Source organism: Salinibacterium sp. TMP30, from assembly GCF_038397785.1.
GTDB lineage: Bacteria > Actinomycetota > Actinomycetes > Actinomycetales > Microbacteriaceae > Rhodoglobus.
In genome coordinates, this window is record NZ_CP151642.1 from 1,427,405 (window position 1) to 1,445,955 (window position 18,551).

An 18,551-nucleotide genomic window follows, 5' to 3' on the forward strand; every position below is an offset into this window, starting at 1 on the left:
TCCGGTGCGGTTCACCGGAACACCACCGCAGGTCTTGCTTAGTCGAACCTTGTGCTACTGGGTGAAGCCAATGTCCTCCATATGCAGGCTCAGGGTCGGTGTGATGACCGAACCGGAAACCTTGTTACTCATCAGGTAATTGAGAGTCTCATAGTGCGTGAACACCAGAGGAGCCGCCTCAGTAACCTGCGCCCGGATCTGCGCGTATAGGTCTGCGCGCTCCGTGTCATCCGTGCTTGTGGCTGCCTTCTCGATGAGAGTGTCAACAGCCGGATCGGAGTAACCTGTCGTGTTAATCGGGCCGCCTGACTTAATTACAAGTGAATAGAAGTTGTCCGGATCGATGGTGCGCTCTTGGTAGGCACTAGTGATCTGGTAGTCGCCGGAAACGAAAGAGTCGTACCAGACAGAAACATCGACGGCCTTAATCGTCATGTCTACGCCGATAGCCTTCAACTGGTCACGAACAACCTGGCCGGTCTTGAGCAGCTCGGGGTACTGCGACAGCCCAAGGTACTCAACGGTCAACCCATCTGCGTAGCCGGCTTCAGCCAAGAGTTCCTTTGCGCGTACAGTATCTGGGGTCGCCCCGAAGATTCCAGTTTCGTCGTACCAGCTGGAGCCCGTCGGCACCTCTTGAAGTCCGAGCTCCCCCGTGCCAAGGTACGCGACATCACGGATGTCTGAACGATCGATCGCCAATGCGATTGCCTGACGAACTCGCACGTCATCGAAGGGTGCCGCTGTGGTGTTCAGGGCGAGGAAGTCCGGAATACCAGCCACGGCACTCGTCACATAGGTGAACCTCGGGTCGTGCTTCAGCGCTTCTACTTGCTGGAGCGGGACGGCATCCGCCCAGTCGATTTCGCCCGCAGAAAGAGCGTCGATTCGGCTCTGGTCCACCGGAAGGAACCGGTAGGTCACCGAGTCGAGGTGAGGAAGCCCCGCCTTGAAGTAGCTCTGATTCTTTTCAACCGTGATGTGATCACCCTGAACCCACTCAACAAACTGGAACGGACCGGTGCCCACGGGGTTGCGGGCAGGATCACTACTTTCGATCGCTTTCTTGTTAACGATCTGACCATTTGTGGCGAGGTTAGTCAGAAACGGACCGAATGGCGCCTTCAGATGAAAGACCACTGTCGCGGAATCGACAGCGTCGACCGAGTCAATCTGCTCGTAGAGACCGGCGTAAGCACTTGCGGTTGCCGGGTCGAGAATGCGATCGAATGTGTACTTCACGTCTTCGGAGCTGAACTGCTCACCATTGTGGAACGTGGCATTTGTGACTAGGTCAAACGTCCAGGTGGTCGGATCGTCCTGAGTCCACGTGGTCGCAAGATCACCGACAAAGTCGCCGGAAGCATCGACGTCGATGAGCTTACTGAAGATGCCCTCATACACCTGAGCTCCTGTATAGATGGACGATGTGGCCGGATCGAGAACGTCGGGCTCCCCGGTCAGGGCGGCGCGCAGGTCGCCACCATCTTTAATCGCTGCGGCACCTCCGTCTGCACTATTGGGGTCGCTCTGAGCGCAAGCTGTGAGAACCAGTGCTGCAGACATGAGAGCGGCCGCGAGCACAGTTGCTTTGGCTTTGTGATGGCGGCGAGGCCGCTCTTCCTTCGGGTGCTGTGTGATGCGCATGAGATCTTCTTCCTTTGTCGATTGCGCTAGCTGGATACGGAATTGAGGAATGCGATAAACGCGGAATTGAAGGGGTCCGGGCTTTCCCACAAGCAGGCGTGCCCGCCCGGGACTGTCTTCCAGTCGGAGCCTGGAATTGCCTGCTGCAACTTCTTCGACAGGCGAACCGGGATGAGAATGTCTTCTTCGCCGGCCAGCACTAGCGTGGGCATGGTGACGTTGCCGATCCGGTCGAGTGCGTCGTGCTTCTGAATCACGGCGAGCTGGGACAGGTAGGCGCCCAAAGACATGTCAAGTGAGGCCATGGCTTCACCAAATTCGGCTGCGTCCTCCGGACGTTCTTCGAAGAACGTACCGGTAAAGGCCCAGAGCGCGACGTCCCTCATCACGAACGGAACGCCAAGCCCCTGTGCAAGATCGCCCCACATTCCGAACATGTTCTGGCAAAAGCCGTCTGCTTTGCCGTAGGTGCACCCCAGGGTGAGCGAGGCCAAGTCATCGGCATAGGCGAGCGCATACTCCTGCGCGATCATTCCCCCCATTGACACCCCCATGAGGTGGAACTTAGTGAACCCGAGCAGATCGACGAGAGCTTTCGCGTCATCTGCAAGCATCCGTGAGCTGTACGGTCCGGCTGGCTTGTCCGACTTGCCGATGCCACGGTTGTCGAAACGCAGAACACGGTAACCGTCCTCCACGAGTGCGGGTACCTGGAAGTCCCACGACTCGAGATCGTCGGCGAGCCCGTTGATGAGCACAACGGAACCCTTCCCGGTCTCTTCGCCATCGATCTGGTAGTTGATAGTTATTCCGTTAACTTGTGCCTGTGGCATTAGCTCTCCTTTGCTGGGTGGGTCGGATCGAGGCTGCTAGCTGGACGCGGGATCGCGCTCAAAAGCGTTTGGGTGTACTCGTGCACGGGATGATTCATTACGGCCTCGGTCTCACCGGTCTCCACGATGCGGCCGTGCAGCATAACCGCGACCTCGTCACTGACGTGCTTGACTACGCCCAGGTCGTGGGTGATGAACACTGAAGCAACACCAAGGTCATCCTGGAGGTCGCGAAACAGGTTGAGGATTTGAGCCTGCACGCTCATGTCGAGCGCGCTGACCGGCTCATCGGCGATGATCAGTTCCGGCTCGCTGGCGAGCGCCGCGGCTATGGCAACGCGTTGACGTTGCCCGCCGGAAAGGTTCGTCGGGGGGCGGCTCGCGAGCGCGGGATCCAAACCGACTCGATGAAAGAGCTCGAGTGTGCGCTTTTCACGATCCGCAGGAGTTCCTATGCGGTAGCTATCGAGCGATTCACGCACGCTGCGTCCAACAGACCATCGAGGATCCAGGCTTCCGTAAGGGTCCTGAAACACCGGCTGGACGCGTCGACGAAAGGCTGCGAGCGCGCGTCGTGAGAGGCCCTGGACCTCAACGCCTTCGAAAAGGATAGAACCAGCATCCGGTTTAGTCAGTCCAAGTATGCAACGCCCTAGGCTACTCTTACCGCTCCCTGACTCACCTACGAGACCAAGTGTCTGACCGCGCTGCACGGTGATCGACACATTGTCGAGTGCGTGCACATGGGTGCGGCTCCACGGCAATCCGCCTGTTGTGTACGTCTTGTATAGGCCCTCGACGTGCAGTAGATCAGTCATGATTTGAGTCCTCGCTGAGATGAGTTCCCGTCGCCGTGCGTTCGGCCGCTTGCAGACTCTCCACACTCCACTTCGCCGGGATGACCGGCAACCGGGTACCGCGCGGAACAGTGGTCGGGTTTGCCGCAAGCAGCGCGCGGGTATAAGGGTGTTGCGGAGAGGAAAACAGTTCCGCTGCAGTTGCAACCTCGAGCAGTTCACCCCCGTACATCACGCCGACCCGATCGCACGCTTGGGCAACAACATCGAGGTCGTGTGTGATGAGCAGCACCGTCGTGTCATGGTCGCGACGCATCTTGTCGATGAGCTGAAGCACCTGTGCTTGAATGGTGACGTCGAGTGCTGTGGTCGGCTCATCAGCGATGAGCAGCTTCGGTCGGTTAGCGAGAGCCGCCGCGATGACGACGCGTTGACGCATCCCGCCAGAGAGTCGATGTGGTGCGTCACGGTATCGTGTGGTCGCGTCAACGATTCCTACCTCGGTCATGAGTTCGATTGCGCGTGCCTTCGCGGCGCGCCTGCTGATCTTCGAGTGTGCTCGAATGGCTTCCGCCACTTGGTCGCCGACCGGCCAAGTCGGATCAAGGCTGGCTGACGCATCCTGGAAGATCATCGAAGCCTCGCGACCTCGCATCTGACGCAGTTCGTCGTCGCCGAGGCCGACAACGTCGCGGCCATTCACCCGGATTCTGCCGGTCACAGACGCGTTGGCGGGCAGCAACCCCATTACCGCGTTGGCCAGTGTGCTCTTCCCGCTACCACTTTCTCCGACAATGCCGAAAATCTCTCCCGAGCGAAGCTCAAGGGATACCCCAGCAACCGCAGGCTTTACTTCGTGATCACCATGACCTGCAAAGCTCACAGCGACGTCGCCTAACGACAGGATTGAGCTCATTCTGCAACCCCTTTGGGGTCAAAGGCTCGACGGATGCCCTCGCCAAGGAAAGTGAAGCCGAGCACCGCGACAACTATCGCAACACCGGGAAAGATTTCGACCCAGGGTGCTTGAATGAGGACATCACGACCGTCCGCAAGCATCCCACCAAGCGATGGCGTCGGCGGTTGAGTTCCGAGCCCAAGGAAGCTGAGGCCAGCCTCAAGCTGAATAGCGAATGCGCTGAGCACCGACGCTTGAACGATCACCGGCCCCAGCGCGTTCGGTGCGACGTGCCCAAACAACACACGAATGTGACTTGCACCGCGCGCTCGCGCGCCAGCCACGTAGTCGTTTCTAGTCACCACTAGGGTGCTGGCGCGCATGACACGGGCGAGGATAGGCAAGTAGATGACCGCGATAGCGAGCGCTGCTACCGTGCTTCCTGGGCCAAGAATGGCGATGAACGTTATGGCCATGAGCATGGCGGGGAGCACAAGAATCATGTCGAGTCCGCGTGAAATGGTGGTGTCAATCCAGCGGCCAAAGTATCCAGCAAGAAGACCAAGCGGAATCGCAATGACGGTGGACACGAGCACCGCAGATACTGACACGAGGAGGCTGACTCGCAACCCAAAGAGTACGCGGCTCAGTACATCGCGCCCCAGAACATCTGACCCGAACGGGTACTCCCAATTCGGTGCGCCCAGTACCCGGTCCACAACAACCGTTTCGGGGTCATGGGGCGCAATCAGCGGTGCAGCAATTGCGATGACCGCAAGAGCGACGAGGATGCCGAGACCAATGATTACGAGGCGCGACGAAGCACTCATTGGGCTAAGGTTCCTGATTCGGGATGAAACGTTGGGCGTTTTTGCTGTGGTGATCATGTCGCAGCACCATCTCCGATTCGAGAGTCGAGTCGCGCAACGATGAGGTCAGTAACCAGGGAGATCACGATGAAAATTGTGGCGATCGCCAAGACACCAACCTGAACTGTCGGATAGTTGCGTTGATTGATTGCTGTGACGACGAGTCGCCCGACGCCAGGGAGGGCAAACAGAGTCTCGATGATGATTGCCCCGCCAAGCAGCACACCTACTTGAATGCCGATGACGGTCACGATGGTTGGGCCAGCATTGCGCAAAGCGTGTCCGAGGACGATTCGATTGGTCTTGATACCCTTCGCGCGAAGGAAAGTAACGAACGGGCGGCCTAGGACGGAGGCAACTGAACTCCGTGTTGTCCGCAGGATGTAGGCAGCTTCCCCGACAGCAAGCGTCAGGACTGGCAGAATCATATAGCGCAGGTTTTCCAATGGGTCGACCGCGAATGGCACGTAGCCAGACGGCGGAAGGATGGCTAGCGTTCCTGCAAAGACGAGCACCAACATGATTCCCAACCAAAAATCGGGAATGCTTATGCCGAAAACTACGAACCCTTCCGTTAATCGCTTGACCCAGCGAGATCCGTTCGCAGCGAGGACTCCGAGAGGCACACCAACAATCACTGCGAGAAGCATGGAGAGGCCCGCAAGCTCGAGAGTGACAGGGAGTCGTTGCGCCAGCAGTTCCGCTAAGGGAGCGTGGCTGACTATGTCGGTGCCTAGATCGCCGCGCAAGAGTGCCCCGGCCCAGTCTGTGTACTGGACGAAGAGGCTCTGGTCCAAGCCTAGTTGACGACGGAGTTCGATCACGTTCTCTTCGGTAGCTCTGAATCCGAGCATGGTGCGAACCGGGTCGCCGGGGACGAGCCGGATCATCAAGAAGACGACAATACTCATGACGAAGAGCACCGGAATAGTTAAGAGCACCCGGCGAAGCGCAAACAAAAGTTGACCGCTCATGTCGTGGCTCCCGGACTCTCCTGCTTTGCGCGCTGAACTAGCGATCGGATGAGGTCCTCCGAAAGCGTGAAGTGGCGTGCGGCGATATCTGCAGCCTCGTCGGGGCGCCCTTCGGTAACAGCGGACACGAGCTCCTGATGCTGTGTTATCGCTTTTCGGCGAACCTCGTCGGTATAGGGCTCTGCACCGAGGTTGAGGCTGACACGGGTACGGAAGCTCACAGAGATCTCTACGAGCATCGCGTTGTGCGTCGCCTGCGCGATCGCTAGGTGCAAACTGCTGTCGGCGCTTCGGGAGGCGTCGTGGTCGGTGGCAGCAAGATATTCCTCTAGAGCGGCGGCGATCTTCTCACGATCGTTGTCGGTGCAACGTTCAGCAGCGGTACGCGCAATCAACGGTTCAACAAGCGTGCGCGCGTCAAATAGTTGCTCAAATTCGTCCCAGTTTGGTACGAGGTGACGGTTGACATGTTCCGCGGATCCTGGCCCCCAGTTCGCGAGAACGAAGTATCCCCCATTGCGCCCGCGCCTGACCTCCACATATCCGGTGTCGGTCAGTTGCTTGAGAGCTTCACGAACTGAGGTCCGCGACACCCCAAGCATGGTTGCTAGTTCCCGCTCAGTCGGAAGCTGCTGGTTGGGGACGTAAAGGCCGAGCGCTACCGCAGTCACAAGTCGGTCAACGACATCGTCTGCGATATGACGGGTCGTAATGGGTGCGCCGAAGCTCGGCATTTGGCTGGTCATACGAGCTCACCCGCTCCGGTAAATCTGGAAAGCAGGAAGCGGGCCAGCGTTTTCGCAGCGTCCACGATGCTCTGAAGCTCAACAGATTCGTCTATGCCGTGCATGTCGTACGCTACGGCGCCGAAGCACACGGCAGGGGTGTGGAAGTGGTTCAGATAGATTCGCGCATCCGTGGTGCTACCCAGTGTGAAGGGTTTGGGTTTAGTTCCATGGGCATCCATGTGCGCGGCGGTCAGGTCGCGGACAAGAGGCGCGTCGGCATCCAACAGATAGCCTTCCGCACGGAACCCGGTCAGGGTCACCGTTGGCTGCGAGGGGAAAGCTGCATCATTGGAGACGGTTGAGGCAATCGCTGCGCGCACCTCCGCCTCTGCTTTGGTCGCACTCCATCCGCGAGGAAAACCAATTCGGACACTGAACAGCGCGGTCGACGGTGCGGTCGATGTCCAGTCGCCCGCGCGCACTTTGCCGACGTTGATGTTGTATGGGTTTTCCTCGTCCGGCATGCTCGGTTCTGGCTCCGCCTGCCAGACGTCAGCCGCCCATTCACGCAAACCCTCCATGAGGCGAACGCCGAGGTCGATGGCGTTGACATGATTGCCTGCCTGCTGCGCGTGGCCTGACGATGCAATCACGGCAACATCAACCCAAAGCACGCCGACGCCGCCGACCATAATTCCGAGATTGGTCGGCTCGAGCAGAACAACTTCTGGCGCGAGCGCTCCGTGTTCAGAAGCGGCTGTCAGGGCGCCGTTACCGGAACATTCTTCCTCGATTACAGCGAGGAATCCAAGGCGCTGAGTGGCGAAGAGTTCTGGTGCGACATCCTTCAACGCCCGCAATGCGAGCCATCCGATGGCGAAACCACACTTCATATCTCCGGCACCTCGGCCATACAGTCGGCCGTTCCGGCGTGTCGGCTCGAAAGGTGGTGTGGTCCAAAGCTCAGGTGATTCGGCAGGAACTACGTCCATGTGGCCGTTGAGCATCACACGAAGCCCACCGGTACCCGGCGTGCGGGCGAGCACCTGATAACGGCCATCGCTCTGCACCTCGGGCGACGGAGTCACGCCGGCCCGCGGGTCAGTGTTTACATCATTCGAAAAAGGTAAGCGTTCGGTCTCAAACCCAAGCGCGGTGAGCTTCTGATCGAATACTTTCAGCGCAGGCTGTTCAGCGCCCACGGTGCTTTTCGCGCGTACCAGCGCCTCAAGGAATGTGAACGCCTCTTCTGCGTGGGCGTCGATAGCTCGGTCTAGTTCGATGTTCATACTCACCTTTGGGTCTATAGTCCAGACCATAAACCATTAATGAGTGTTCAGGCAAGAGTTATTTAGCCAGCGATGACTCTGAACTCAGACGGTGAACCAGTGAATGCGAATGCACCCGTCCGTAGTGCCGTGATGGTCAGGTTCACCCATCCGATGAGAGTTCCGTCCGTCGCCGTCACAACTCGGCAGTGTGCATCCGGGGCGATCGTCGAGGAAATCCTCGCCAACCTGTTCCTGCCTCGCGTACTGTCGGCGGTCGAATCAGCGTCGGTGTCGAGTAGGTCGACACGGTGACAACGTCACCAGCGAACTTTTCGCCGACCGTGATCGTGACCGTGTCACCGGAACGCACACTGCTCTGGTCATAGAGCGGAATAGCACTCTCACCCACGAAACCCTCGGCAACAAGGTAACTGTGGGAACCGAGCTAAGACGCCAACACCGACGTTGGCAGCAACTGTGTGAAGGTCAGCAGCAAGGTTCCACTCGTGGATTGCCGTCCACCTGGATGGCGGCCAGATTTGTTTCGAAGGCAGCTTCGACGAACTGCGCACGAGCGACACCGTTACCGGCCACCACATCGATAACCGCGTCGACGTCAAAGCCACCGTGCGCACCCCCACCGGCGCAATGGAAATCCGTAGCGCAGACTTGCACAACCTCAAAAATGTGGATGTCGACATCCCCCTCGGCACGCTCGTCGTCGTGACCGGAGTCGCCGGCTCCGGCAAGAGTTCACTCATTCACGGTTCAGTTGTGCCACGCGACGGCGTGGTTTCGGTCGAGCAGAGCGCCATCAAAGGCTCCCGCCGCAGCAACCCTGCCACCTACACCGGGCTGCTCGAACCTATTCGCAAAGCGTTCGCGAAAGCCAACGGGGTCAAACCCGCGCTCTTCAGCGCAAACTCTGAAGGCGCCTGCCCCAACTGCAACGGAGCCGGTGTAATCTACACCGACCTCGGCGTCATGGCCAGTGTCTCCACCCTCTGCGAAGTCTGCGAAGGCAAACGCTTTCTGGGCTCCGTGCTCGAGTACAAGCTCGGCGGGCGCGACATCAGCGAAGTTCTCGCCATGTCGGTGGCCGAGGCCGAAACCTTCTTCAGCGAAGGCGACGCACGCACACCCGCGGCTCACACCATCCTGAACCGTCTCGTGGATGTCGGACTCGGCTACCTGCGCCTTGGCCAACCACTACCCACGCTCTCAGGGGGCGAGCGTCAGCGTCTCAAACTCGCCACGCAGATGGCTGACAAAGGCGACGTGTACGTGCTGGATGAACCAACCACCGGCCTCCATATGGCTGATGTTGAACGGCTTCTGGGCCTTCTCGATCGACTCGTAGACTCCGGAAAGTCGGTGATCGTGGTCGAGCATCATCAGGCAGTGATGGCTCATGCCGACTGGATCATCGATCTTGGTCCCGGCGCCGGTCACCACGGCGGAAGCGTGGTGTTTGAAGGAAAACCTGCAGACCTCATCGCCGCGAAATCGACCCTCACGGGCGAGCACCTCGCTGCGTACGTGACATCCACCTCTTAGACGACCGCTAGGGTCGCAAACAGTAGACGTCGCAGCACACTACGCTAAACCACACCAAGCCATCAGGGAGCCACCGTGACATTCTTCGAATCCATCTCGACTGTGTTTCGCAAGTACGCGGACTTCACCGGGCATGCGAGCCGGCCCGAGTATTGGTGGTTCGTTCTCTTCTCCTTCATCACCACCGCGATTCTCGGTTCACTCAACCTGACGTCCTCAGACGGAACACTCGCCCTGGGTACGAGCCTCAGCAGTGCGTGGTCGCTGGCCCTGCTACTCCCCCAACTCGCTGTCACCGTGCGACGACTCCGCGACACCGGGCGAGACTGGACCAACATCTTTTGGATTCTCGTTCCTATCGCCGGGGTTATCGTGCTGGTGATCTACCTCAGCCAGCCCGGGCTAATGCACCCACTGGGAACCCAGCCATCCACGCCAAGTAACGGCGATCACCCGAGCGGCACCTAGCTTTCCTTGTGCGAAGCTGATGGCACCACAACAACAGGGCGATGGGCGCGTGCCACACATTCGCTGCTTACCGAGCCCAGAATCAGTCCGGCGAAACCCCCACGTCCGCGAGAGCCGACGACGACCATCAGGGCATGTTTCGAGCTGCTAATCAACTCTGCTGCTGGTTGCGACAGGGCCGCGCGGAGAGTGACCTCGACGGTGGGGTACTTGTCGATGAGACTACGAGTTTCTGCCACCAGATCGCGATGAACCCGTGCCGTCACTTCGTCGAACGACGGCACGTAGCCGTGTTCCTCGGTGAATTGGGGAGGAATGCGGTCGAGGTTCCACGTGCGCACGACCTCGACGGATGCGCCCAGCCTCGCTGCGGTGTTTAGCGCCCACTCGAGTGCGTCATCTGCGTTAGCTGATCCATCGTGTCCGACCACGAGAGGGCGGTCGCGCGCCGACTCGAGGAGCGGGGTCTGACCAGCTTCATCCGACCCCGTCGGGTTGTTGTCGGCAGAGTGGATAACTATGACGGGGCAGCGTGAATGCGCAGCGCACTGCGAACTCACGGAGCCCAAGAGGAGTCCCGTGAAACCGCCATGGCCTCGACTCCCGACAATAAGCACGTCCGCCTCGCGACTCTCATCGAGGAGATTGTTGGCAGCAGACCCTTCCCGAACCGCCGATTCGTACCAGGTGGGGAGAGTATCTCCGAAAACGTCTTTAGACGCTTGTCTGAGTTGAGATTCCGCCTCCTCTTCTGGCGACCATGACACAGGGAGCGGGTTGTAGGTGATGGGGTAGGTCCACGCGGAAACAGCGCGAAGGCGGCCGTGCAGCCCGTGTGCGTATTCCTTTGCGAACTCAAAGGCCGCCAACGAGGAATTCGATCCGTCGACGCCGACAACGATGAGTGGGGTCGTGCGAGCAATACCGTCCATACCCTCAGCATAGAGCGACTGGTGAACGTCGACTAGACCCAAGGTTCCCCCCCCTGACTCGCGCGATTTGGTCCGACAGCATCTGATGCGTTGGTGCGGCTCCAATTACAGGAGGAACCCTGCCAACCCCATTTACGGCGATCACCCACGCAACTAGCTACGCTGAGTACATGCGTGTGTGCCCCTGCCAGTCCGAAGAAAGTTACGACGAATGCTGTGGGCGATTTCACCGTGGCGATGCACTCGCTCCCACCGCTGAACGTCTCATGCGTTCGCGGTACAGCGCCTACTCCGTCGGTGACACGGCATACCTGCTGCAGACGTGGCATCCGTCGACTCGCCCTAGAACGCTCGAACTCGACCCAGAAATGCACTGGTACCGGCTCGACATGGTCGCTCGCACCGGGGGAAGCATGCTCGATACTCGCGGCACAGTCGAATTCCGTGCGCACTATCGCAGTCGCGGCATCGCCGGGCAGCAACACGAAAACAGCAGTTTCATTCGCGAGAATGGCGCGTGGCTCTACGTCGACGCGGTCTAGTAACAAAGCGGTGGCCTAAGAATGAGAACTGAGGAGAACCGGTGAACTACATACTCTCAATCGACCAGGGAACCACAAGCACCCGCGCGATCATCTTCGACCACGACGGAAAAGTTGTTACCTCTGGTCAACTCGAGCACGACCAGATTTTTCCGAAAGCAGGGTGGGTCGAGCACGATGCCACACAAATTTGGAACAATACGCGCGAAGTAATCGGCCAAGCTCTTTCTAAAGCGAACGTTACCCGCCACAGCATCGCCGCCGTAGGAATCACCAACCAGCGCGAAACGGCCATCCTGTGGGATCGGGCTACCGGCGAACCGGTGTACAACGCCATCGTCTGGCAAGACACTCGCACGCAGCCCATCGTCGATCGCTTGGCGCAGGGCGACACAGACCGATTCAAACGCACCACCGGGCTCCCGCTTGCGACCTATTTCTCGGCGTCGAAGATTGTGTGGATGCTCGACAACGTCGCCGGAGTTCGCGAACGTGCCGAAGCGGGTGAACTCGCTTTCGGAACCCCCGACACCTGGGTGTTATGGAACCTCACTGGTGGCTCCGACGGTGGCGTGCATGCCACCGACGTCACGAACGCAAGCCGAACACTCCTCATGGATCTCGAAACCCTCACGTGGAGCGATGAGATCCTCTCTGAACTCAACATTCCGGCGTCGCTCATGCCCGAAATACGCAGTTCGTCGGAGGTTTACGGCACGGTCTCAAGTTCGAGTCTGCTGCGAGAGGTTCCCGTCGCCGGCATTCTCGGCGATCAGCAAGCCGCAACTTTCGGGCAAACCGCGTTCGAGGCTGGCGAATCGAAGAACACGTATGGCACCGGCAATTTCTTGCTCACAAATACGGGTACCGAAATTGTGCACTCCACCAACGGGCTGATCACCACGCTCGCCTATCAACTTGGCGATGACGCGCCGCGCTACGCGATCGAAGGCTCAATCGCGGTCACAGGCTCGCTTGTTCAGTGGTTGCGCGACAATCTGGGCATCATTTCTCGCTCAGAAGAGGTCGAAACCCTCGCAGCATCCGTCGATGACAACGGTGGTGTCTACTTTGTGCCCGCGTTCTCGGGGCTTTTTGCGCCCCATTGGCGACCGGATGCCCGGGGAGCGATTCTTGGACTCACCCGTTTCGCGAACAAAGGCCACATCGCTCGCGCCGCGCTCGAAGCAACCGCATTCCAGACTAGCGACGTCATCGATGCGGCCAATGCGGATGCCGATGTCGCGATGACCGAACTGCGAGTCGATGGTGGCATGGTCGAAAATTCGGCGCTCATGCAATTTCAAGCGGACATCCTGAACTTGCCGGTTGTGCGTCCCGTTGTAGCCGAGACTACAGCTCTCGGTGCCGCCTATGCTGCTGGTCTTGCTGTCGACTACTGGAGTGGACTCGACGAGCTTCGTTCTAACTGGCAGGAGGGCGAACGGTGGGAGCCGAGCATGCCAGATGAGGAACGCCAACGACTATTGCGCAATTGGAAAAAAGCGATCTCGAAGACCCTTGATTGGGTTGATGAAGACACCGAGTAGGGCTGCAGCACCACACCACCAGCGGGCACACGTCGACCGCCGCAGGCGGCACCGGCCATCAGCGGTTAGTTGCTGCGACCCACTCATCTAGCTTGGCACTCGCGCGCCCTGAATCAACAAGGTCCTCTGCACGCTCAAGTTGCTCACGAAGCCGCACCAATAGCGGTCGCTGGCTCTGCTCGGGGTCGTGCGCGAGGCTGAACGAAGCGAGGCCCGCTGCAGCGTTGAGAAGCACAATGTCGCGCGCCGGCGTTTTTTCTCCGGCAAGCACCGACCGAATCACATTCGCGTTGTACTCCGGGTCATGACCCAGCAGTGCCTCAATTGGCGCGCGCGGGATGCCGAGCTCAAGCGGATCAAGGTCGTGCTCTGTCACAAAACCTCGCGACACTTCCCAGACATGGCTGTGACCGGTGGTGGTGAGTTTGTCGATACCGTCGTCTCCGCGGTAGACCAGTGCCGTCGCGCCGCGAGTCTGGAACACTCCAACAAGAAGGCTGACACGCTCACGGCTTCCCACACCGACCGCTGAGGCCTGAGGTCGGGCCGGATTGCAGAGCGGCCCAAGAATATTGAAGAGAGTCGGAATTGCGAGCTCCCGACGAGTGGGGCCCGCATGCGCAAAGCCGGGGTGAAACAGTGCCGCGTACACAAAGGTGATGCCTACTTCACTCAGTACTTCGGCGACACGCTCAGGGGTGAGGTCAAGGTTCAGCCCTAATGCACTGAGAACATCGGATGCTCCGCTCTTGCTGCTCGCAGCACGGTTCCCGTGCTTGATCACCGGCACATCTCCCGCTGCGGCAATTATGGACGCCACAGAGGAGATGTTCAGCACCGCCCCATATGGGTCTCCCCCGGTTCCCACGATGTCGAGAGCCATGGGATCTACCGGTAACGGTAAGGCACTGGCGAGTGCAGCATCCCGAAATCCGACGATCTCATCGACCGTCTCCCCCTTGATTCGGAGTGCAATAAGCATGGCAGCGAGTTGTGCCGAAGTAGCTTGGCCGTTCATCACAGATTTCATTGCCCATTCGGCCTGACTAATCGACAAATCGCTTCCGGAAACGAGCGAACTGAGAATTTGCTGCCAAGTTGGGGTAGATGCCATAAGTGAAATCCTACCGATGCTTGGCGACTGGCCGGAGATTGAAAAACGAACCCCCAGATATCAGCCATAATAGATAAGTGACCACAGCTGCCCTCAATCGCTCGCTCGGAGCCCAGTCTGTCCAACGACCGAACACTGTTGCGGTCGGTACCATCGTCTGGCTCGGAAGCGAGGTGATGTTCTTTGCTGGCCTCTTTGCGATTTACTTCACTCTGAGGTCTACTTCGCCTGCGCTGTGGGCTGAGCAAACCGAAAAACTCAACGTTCCGTTTGCCACGACGATCACGATCATCCTCGTGCTCTCCTCGGTGACCTGCCAGTTTGGTGTCTTTGCTGCTGAGCGGATGCAGGTGCACCGCACAGGCAAGCTCCTCCAGTTTTGGAAGTGGGGCATGACCGAATGGTTCTTCCTCACCTTCGCCATGGGCGCCACCTTCGTCACCGGACAGGTATACGAGTACGCCACGCTGGTCTCGGAGTACGTCAGCCTCTCGAGCGACTCCTACGGTTCGGCGTTCTACATCACCACCGGCTTCCACGGTCTTCACGTTGCGGGTGGACTCATCGCCTTCCTCCTGGTGATCGGGCGTGGATTCGCCGTCAAGAATTTCCGCCATAAAGAAGCGACGACCGCCATCGTCGTTTCTTACTACTGGCACTTCGTCGACGTGGTCTGGATCGGCCTCTTCGTAATCATTTACTTGCTCAAATGAGAAATGGAAAAGCAGCAATGGCAACATCGGCAGTCCGCGCGTCTCGCAGGTCACGATCTGTCGGGCGACGTCATCCTCTTGCGACCGTAGCCCTCCTTCTGGTGGGTCTCGTTGGTACGGGTGGCGCTTACGCGCTCTTCACCTCTAGTGCAACGGCAGAGACCAGCGCCTCAGCGGATGCGCTGGTCGAGGAGGGCGGAAAGCTATTCGCGGCAAACTGTGCCACGTGCCACGGACTCAATCTTGAAGGCACCACACAGGGTCCGACCCTCATCGGTGTTGGAGCAGCGTCTGTCGACTTCCAGGTAGGCACTGGCCGCATGCCTCTGGCCTACTCGGGTCCGCAGGGCGAGAAGAAGCCCGTGCAGTTCACAGAAGAGCAGATTCAGGCGCTGTCCGTCTTCGTCGCATCCAAGGGTCCTGGCCCAGCGATTCCGGCTGACATGTACCTCACGGGCAACGGCGACGTGTCCAATGGCGCTGAGTTGTTCCGCGTCAATTGCGCCATGTGTCACAACGTTGCGGGTGCGGGTGGCGCGCTCACGGAAGGTAAGTACGCTCCCGCTCTTGCTGGAGTGACCCCGAAGCACGCCTATGAGGCAATGCTTACTGGTCCGCAGAACATGCCAGTGTTCAACGACCAAAACCTCTCCCCTGAAGAGAAGGCCGACATCATCACGTACCTCAAGTACCTTGACGAAACGCCGTCTGTGGGTGGATTCACCCTCGGATCGCTCGGCCCCGTTTCTGAGGGATTGTTCATCTGGATCTTCGGCCTCGGTGCGATCGTGGCAATCACGGTCTGGCTCACGGCTAAATCAAACTAGTTAGCGGCCGCTACACAGCGGACGGTTGAAGGGATAAGAATGGCAGACGACCACGGCGATACCGCCAGCAGCACCGCTGCGGGCACGGACGTCGCGCAGAACAGCGCACCTGCACACAGTGCAGGCACCGCTGTCGTCGCAACCGACGAAGTACCCAACCCTGGGTTCCCGCCGTACCGCCCACGCGTGACGGATCTCGATCCCAAGGTTGACAAGCAACAAGAACGTCGCATTTCGGCGCTATTTTTCGTTTCCATCGTCGGAAGCGTGCTTGCCGTTGCCGCCTACATCGCGTTCCCGATTGAACCGGGAAACATGGCCTCCGTGCGCAACAACACGCTGTTCCTCGGCCTCGGGATTACCCTCGGACTCCTCGGTATCGGAATCGGCGCTGTGCACTGGGCCAAGGCCCTTATGGAGGGTCACGACCTTGTTGAGCAGCGCCACGGTACCCGAGGTAGCGAAGAAACTCGCTCCAAGGCGATCGAAGTGTTCACGCTCGGTAATAAAGAGTCCGGCTTCGGCCGTCGCACGCTGCTGCGCAACACGCTCATTGGTGCTCTGGTAGTCACACCTCTTCCTGCAATCGCACTATTCCGCGACCTTGCTCCAGAGGAAGACCCCGTTCCACTTCTCCGGAACACTTTTTGGGAGAAAGGGATGCGCCTCACGCAAGACCCCAGCGGCACCCCGATCAAGGCGTCAGACCTCACAATAGGGTCCGCATTCCAGGTCATCCCTGAGGGACTCAATGACGATGAGCACCGGATCGAAGAAAAGGCAAAGGCAGCCGTAATCCTTGTTCGGCTCAAGCCCGGAGACATGGAAATTTCTGAGGGTCGTGAAGGCTGGAGCTACGACGGAATCGTTGCGTACTCCAAAATCTGCACACACGTTGGATGCCCGGTCGCACTTTACGAGCAGCAGACCCACCACTTGCTGTGCCCGTGCCACCAATCGCAGTTTGACATCACTCGCGAAGCCGCAGTGATCTTCGGACCGGCAGCACGTCCACTTCCCCAATTGCCGATCACGGTCGACTCAGAGGGATACCTCATCGCACAGAGCGACTTTAACGAGCCCGTCGGACCAAGCTTCTGGGAGCGCCCGCTATGACAACCACACCTACACAGGAAGTTCAGCAGAAGTCGCGCGGACAGCGCTTCACTTCAGCTGCAGCGAACTACATCGATGAGCGCACCAGCATCTCTGGCCTCGTCAAAGAGGTAGGCCGCAAAATCTTCCCCGACCACTGGTCGTTTATGCTCGGAGAGGTCGCTCTCTACAGCTTTATCGTGATCCTGCTCTCGGGAACCTTCCTGACGTTCTTCTTCCAGGCATCCATGGTTGAGGTCGAATACGACGGTTCATACGCACCCCTGAAGGGTATTGAGATGTCTGCCGCTATGGCTTCGACACTCGATATCTCCTTCGACATTCGCGGTGGCCTCCTCATGCGACAGGTACACCACTGGGCAGCGCTGCTGTTCGTGGCCGCCATTGGACTTCACATGCTTCGTGTGTACTTTACCGGTGCATTCCGCAAGCCACGAGAAATCAACTGGTTCATCGGATTCGTTCTCTTCATCCTCGCAATGGCCGAAGGTTTCACCGGTTACTCGCTCCCCGATGACCTGCTTTCCGGAAACGGTCTGCGCATCATCGACGGAATGGTCAAGGGAATTCCGGTTATCGGAACCTGGATCTCCTACCTTCTGTTTGGTGGAGAGTTCCCCGGCGTCGACATCGTCAGCCGCTTGTATATTCTGCACATCATGTTGTTGCCGGCGATCATCATCGCGGCAATTGGTGTACACATGCTATTACTCGTAATCAACAAGCACACGCAGTTCGCTGGCCCCGGTCGTACCAACGACAACGTCGTTGGATCCCCCGTGATGCCTGGCTTCGCGGCCAAGGCTGGTGGATTCTTCTTTATCGTGTTCGGGGTAATCACGCTGATCGCGTCAACGTTCTCGATCAACCCGGTCTGGGTTTATGGACCGTACGACCCCTCCCCTGTTTCTGCAGGTACGCAGCCTGACTGGTACATCGGTTTCGCCGACGGAGCACTCCGGCTTGTGCCACCAGGTTGGGAATTCGTATGGCTCGGTCACTTGTGGTCGTTCAACATCATCGCGCCACTAGTCATCCTGGGATTGTTTATCGCGATCGTGGCCTTCTACCCGTTCATTGAAGCGTGGGTTACCGGCGACAAGCGTGAACACCACATTGCCGACCGCCCTCGCAACGCCCCGACGCGTACCGCTATCGGTGCTGCTGGTGTCACCTTCTACGCAGTCCTTTGGGCCGCGGCCAGTTCCGACCTGATAGCAACGCACTTCAAGCTGACTATTGAGGGTGTCATCCACGCCTGCCAGGCGTTACTCATCTTCGGACCGATCATCGCCTACTTCCTCACGAAGCGCATATGTCTGGGTCTGCAGAAGAAGGATCGGGAGATCGCACTGCACGGTTACGAGTCAGGACGAATCGTGCGCCTTCCGCACGGTGAGTACATCGAAGTTCACGAACAGCTCAGCGAGTACGAGCGCTGGAAGCTAGTCAACTACACCGATTACAAGCCGTTGATGATTCGCCCGAATGCTGAGGGAAAAATCTCGACGGGTCAGCGCATCCGAGCATCCGCTTCACGCTGGTTCTTCGAAGACCGCATCGCGCCCGTATCACGGCGTGAAATCGAACAATCACAGGACGAGCACCACTAGCTCTCCCCCGCCTAAACCACAGTGGGCCTTGACAGATAACTTCTGTCAAGGCCCACAGTTGTCTAACAGCGTCTCAACCCTAGAGAGCGACACCCCTTTGGC

18 protein-coding genes and 1 pseudogene are annotated in these 18,551 nt (G+C 58.7%); 8 read left to right on the forward strand and 11 right to left on the reverse strand.

Features of this window, described 5'->3' with window-relative positions; genetic code table 11:
• Nucleotides 1–54: 54 nt before the first annotated feature.
• The 9 genes from AADH44_RS06980 to AADH44_RS07020 all read right to left on the reverse strand — a co-directional run bounded on the left by AADH44_RS06980 (nucleotide 55) and on the right by AADH44_RS07020 (nucleotide 8,426).
• Nucleotides 55–1,647, reverse strand: a complete 1,593-nt coding sequence (locus AADH44_RS06980; protein WP_341951981.1) for an ABC transporter substrate-binding protein — start codon at nucleotides 1,645–1,647, stop codon at nucleotides 55–57.
• Nucleotides 1,648–1,673: 26 nt separating this feature from the next.
• Entirely contained in the window at nucleotides 1,674–2,480 is an 807-nt protein-coding gene (locus tag AADH44_RS06985) for an alpha/beta fold hydrolase (protein ID WP_341951982.1), read from the reverse strand.
• Nucleotides 2,480–3,298: an ATP-binding cassette domain-containing protein gene (locus AADH44_RS06990; protein WP_341951983.1), complete on the reverse strand. Its 819-nt coding sequence runs from the start codon at nucleotides 3,296–3,298 to the stop codon at nucleotides 2,480–2,482. Before AADH44_RS06990 ends, AADH44_RS06985 begins: the two co-directional genes overlap by 1 nt.
• On the reverse strand, nucleotides 3,291–4,193 hold the full coding sequence (locus AADH44_RS06995; RefSeq protein WP_341951984.1) for an ABC transporter ATP-binding protein: 903 nt from the start codon (nucleotides 4,191–4,193) through the stop codon (nucleotides 3,291–3,293). The genes AADH44_RS06990 and AADH44_RS06995 overlap by 8 nt, the downstream gene beginning before the upstream one ends.
• Entirely contained in the window at nucleotides 4,190–5,005 is an 816-nt protein-coding gene (locus AADH44_RS07000) for an ABC transporter permease (RefSeq protein WP_341951985.1), read from the reverse strand. The genes AADH44_RS06995 and AADH44_RS07000 overlap by 4 nt, the downstream gene beginning before the upstream one ends.
• A 53-nt stretch (nucleotides 5,006–5,058) precedes the next feature.
• Complete coding sequence (locus AADH44_RS07005) at nucleotides 5,059–6,018, reverse strand: ABC transporter permease (protein WP_341951986.1); 960 nt, start codon at nucleotides 6,016–6,018, stop codon at nucleotides 5,059–5,061.
• Nucleotides 6,015–6,764, reverse strand: a complete 750-nt coding sequence (locus AADH44_RS07010; protein WP_341951987.1) for an FCD domain-containing protein — start codon at nucleotides 6,762–6,764, stop codon at nucleotides 6,015–6,017. Before AADH44_RS07010 ends, AADH44_RS07005 begins: the two co-directional genes overlap by 4 nt.
• A complete protein-coding gene (locus AADH44_RS07015; RefSeq protein WP_341951988.1) occupies nucleotides 6,761–8,035 on the reverse strand; it encodes a M20/M25/M40 family metallo-hydrolase in 1,275 nt (424 codons plus the stop codon). The genes AADH44_RS07010 and AADH44_RS07015 overlap by 4 nt, the downstream gene beginning before the upstream one ends.
• 175 nt (nucleotides 8,036–8,210) lie before the next feature.
• Nucleotides 8,211–8,426 carry a hypothetical protein gene (locus AADH44_RS07020; protein ID WP_341951989.1) on the reverse strand — a complete coding sequence of 72 codons (216 nt, stop codon included), beginning with the start codon at nucleotides 8,424–8,426 and terminating at the stop codon, nucleotides 8,211–8,213.
• A 119-nt stretch (nucleotides 8,427–8,545) separates the two neighbouring features.
• On the opposite strand from AADH44_RS07020, the pseudogene AADH44_RS07025 reads away from it, so the two are divergent.
• Together AADH44_RS07025 and AADH44_RS07030 are read left to right on the forward strand one after the other, a co-directional pair.
• Nucleotides 8,546–9,574, forward strand: a pseudogene (locus AADH44_RS07025) (ATP-binding cassette domain-containing protein); the annotation flags it as partial.
• A 75-nt stretch (nucleotides 9,575–9,649) separates the two neighbouring features.
• Complete coding sequence (locus AADH44_RS07030) at nucleotides 9,650–10,042, forward strand: DUF805 domain-containing protein (protein ID WP_341951990.1); 393 nt, start codon at nucleotides 9,650–9,652, stop codon at nucleotides 10,040–10,042.
• On the opposite strand, the gene AADH44_RS07035 is transcribed toward AADH44_RS07030, so the two are convergent.
• Nucleotides 10,039–10,974, reverse strand: coding sequence for a universal stress protein (locus AADH44_RS07035; RefSeq protein ID WP_341951991.1), 936 nt, complete (start codon nucleotides 10,972–10,974; stop codon nucleotides 10,039–10,041). The two genes, AADH44_RS07030 and AADH44_RS07035, sit on opposite strands and share 4 nt — an antisense overlap.
• Nucleotides 10,975–11,144: 170 nt before the next feature.
• On the opposite strand from AADH44_RS07035, the gene AADH44_RS07040 reads away from it, so the two are divergent.
• Nucleotides 11,145–11,516, forward strand: coding sequence for a YchJ family metal-binding protein (locus AADH44_RS07040; RefSeq protein ID WP_341951992.1), 372 nt, complete (start codon nucleotides 11,145–11,147; stop codon nucleotides 11,514–11,516).
• 41 nt (nucleotides 11,517–11,557) lie between these two features.
• Complete coding sequence (gene glpK, locus AADH44_RS07045; protein WP_341951993.1) at nucleotides 11,558–13,066, forward strand: glycerol kinase GlpK; 1,509 nt, start codon at nucleotides 11,558–11,560, stop codon at nucleotides 13,064–13,066.
• 58 nt (nucleotides 13,067–13,124) lie between these two features.
• Here glpK and trpD read toward each other — a convergent pair whose 3' ends face one another.
• Nucleotides 13,125–14,180 carry an anthranilate phosphoribosyltransferase gene (trpD, locus tag AADH44_RS07050; protein ID WP_341951994.1) on the reverse strand — a complete coding sequence of 352 codons (1,056 nt, stop codon included), beginning with the start codon at nucleotides 14,178–14,180 and terminating at the stop codon, nucleotides 13,125–13,127.
• Nucleotides 14,181–14,257: 77 nt separating this feature from the next.
• On the opposite strand from trpD, the gene AADH44_RS07055 reads away from it, so the two are divergent.
• From AADH44_RS07055 to AADH44_RS07070, 4 genes are read left to right on the forward strand one after another with little or no spacing between them, the layout of a single operon-like run.
• Nucleotides 14,258–14,893 (forward strand): heme-copper oxidase subunit III, encoded by a 636-nt coding sequence (locus tag AADH44_RS07055; protein WP_341951995.1) that lies wholly within the window; start codon nucleotides 14,258–14,260, stop codon nucleotides 14,891–14,893.
• A gap of 17 nt (nucleotides 14,894–14,910) precedes the next feature.
• A complete protein-coding gene (locus AADH44_RS07060) occupies nucleotides 14,911–15,720 on the forward strand; it encodes a cytochrome c (RefSeq protein WP_341951996.1) in 810 nt (269 codons plus the stop codon).
• 39 nt (nucleotides 15,721–15,759) lie between these two features.
• The gene (locus tag AADH44_RS07065; RefSeq protein WP_341951997.1) at nucleotides 15,760–16,836 is read left to right on the forward strand and encodes a Rieske 2Fe-2S domain-containing protein; all 1,077 of its coding nucleotides are present in this window, start codon (nucleotides 15,760–15,762) and stop codon (nucleotides 16,834–16,836) included.
• Nucleotides 16,833–18,449, forward strand: a complete 1,617-nt coding sequence (locus AADH44_RS07070) for a ubiquinol-cytochrome c reductase cytochrome b subunit (RefSeq protein WP_341951998.1) — start codon at nucleotides 16,833–16,835, stop codon at nucleotides 18,447–18,449. The genes AADH44_RS07065 and AADH44_RS07070 overlap by 4 nt, the downstream gene beginning before the upstream one ends.
• The last annotated feature ends 102 nt before the right edge of the window (nucleotides 18,450–18,551 follow it).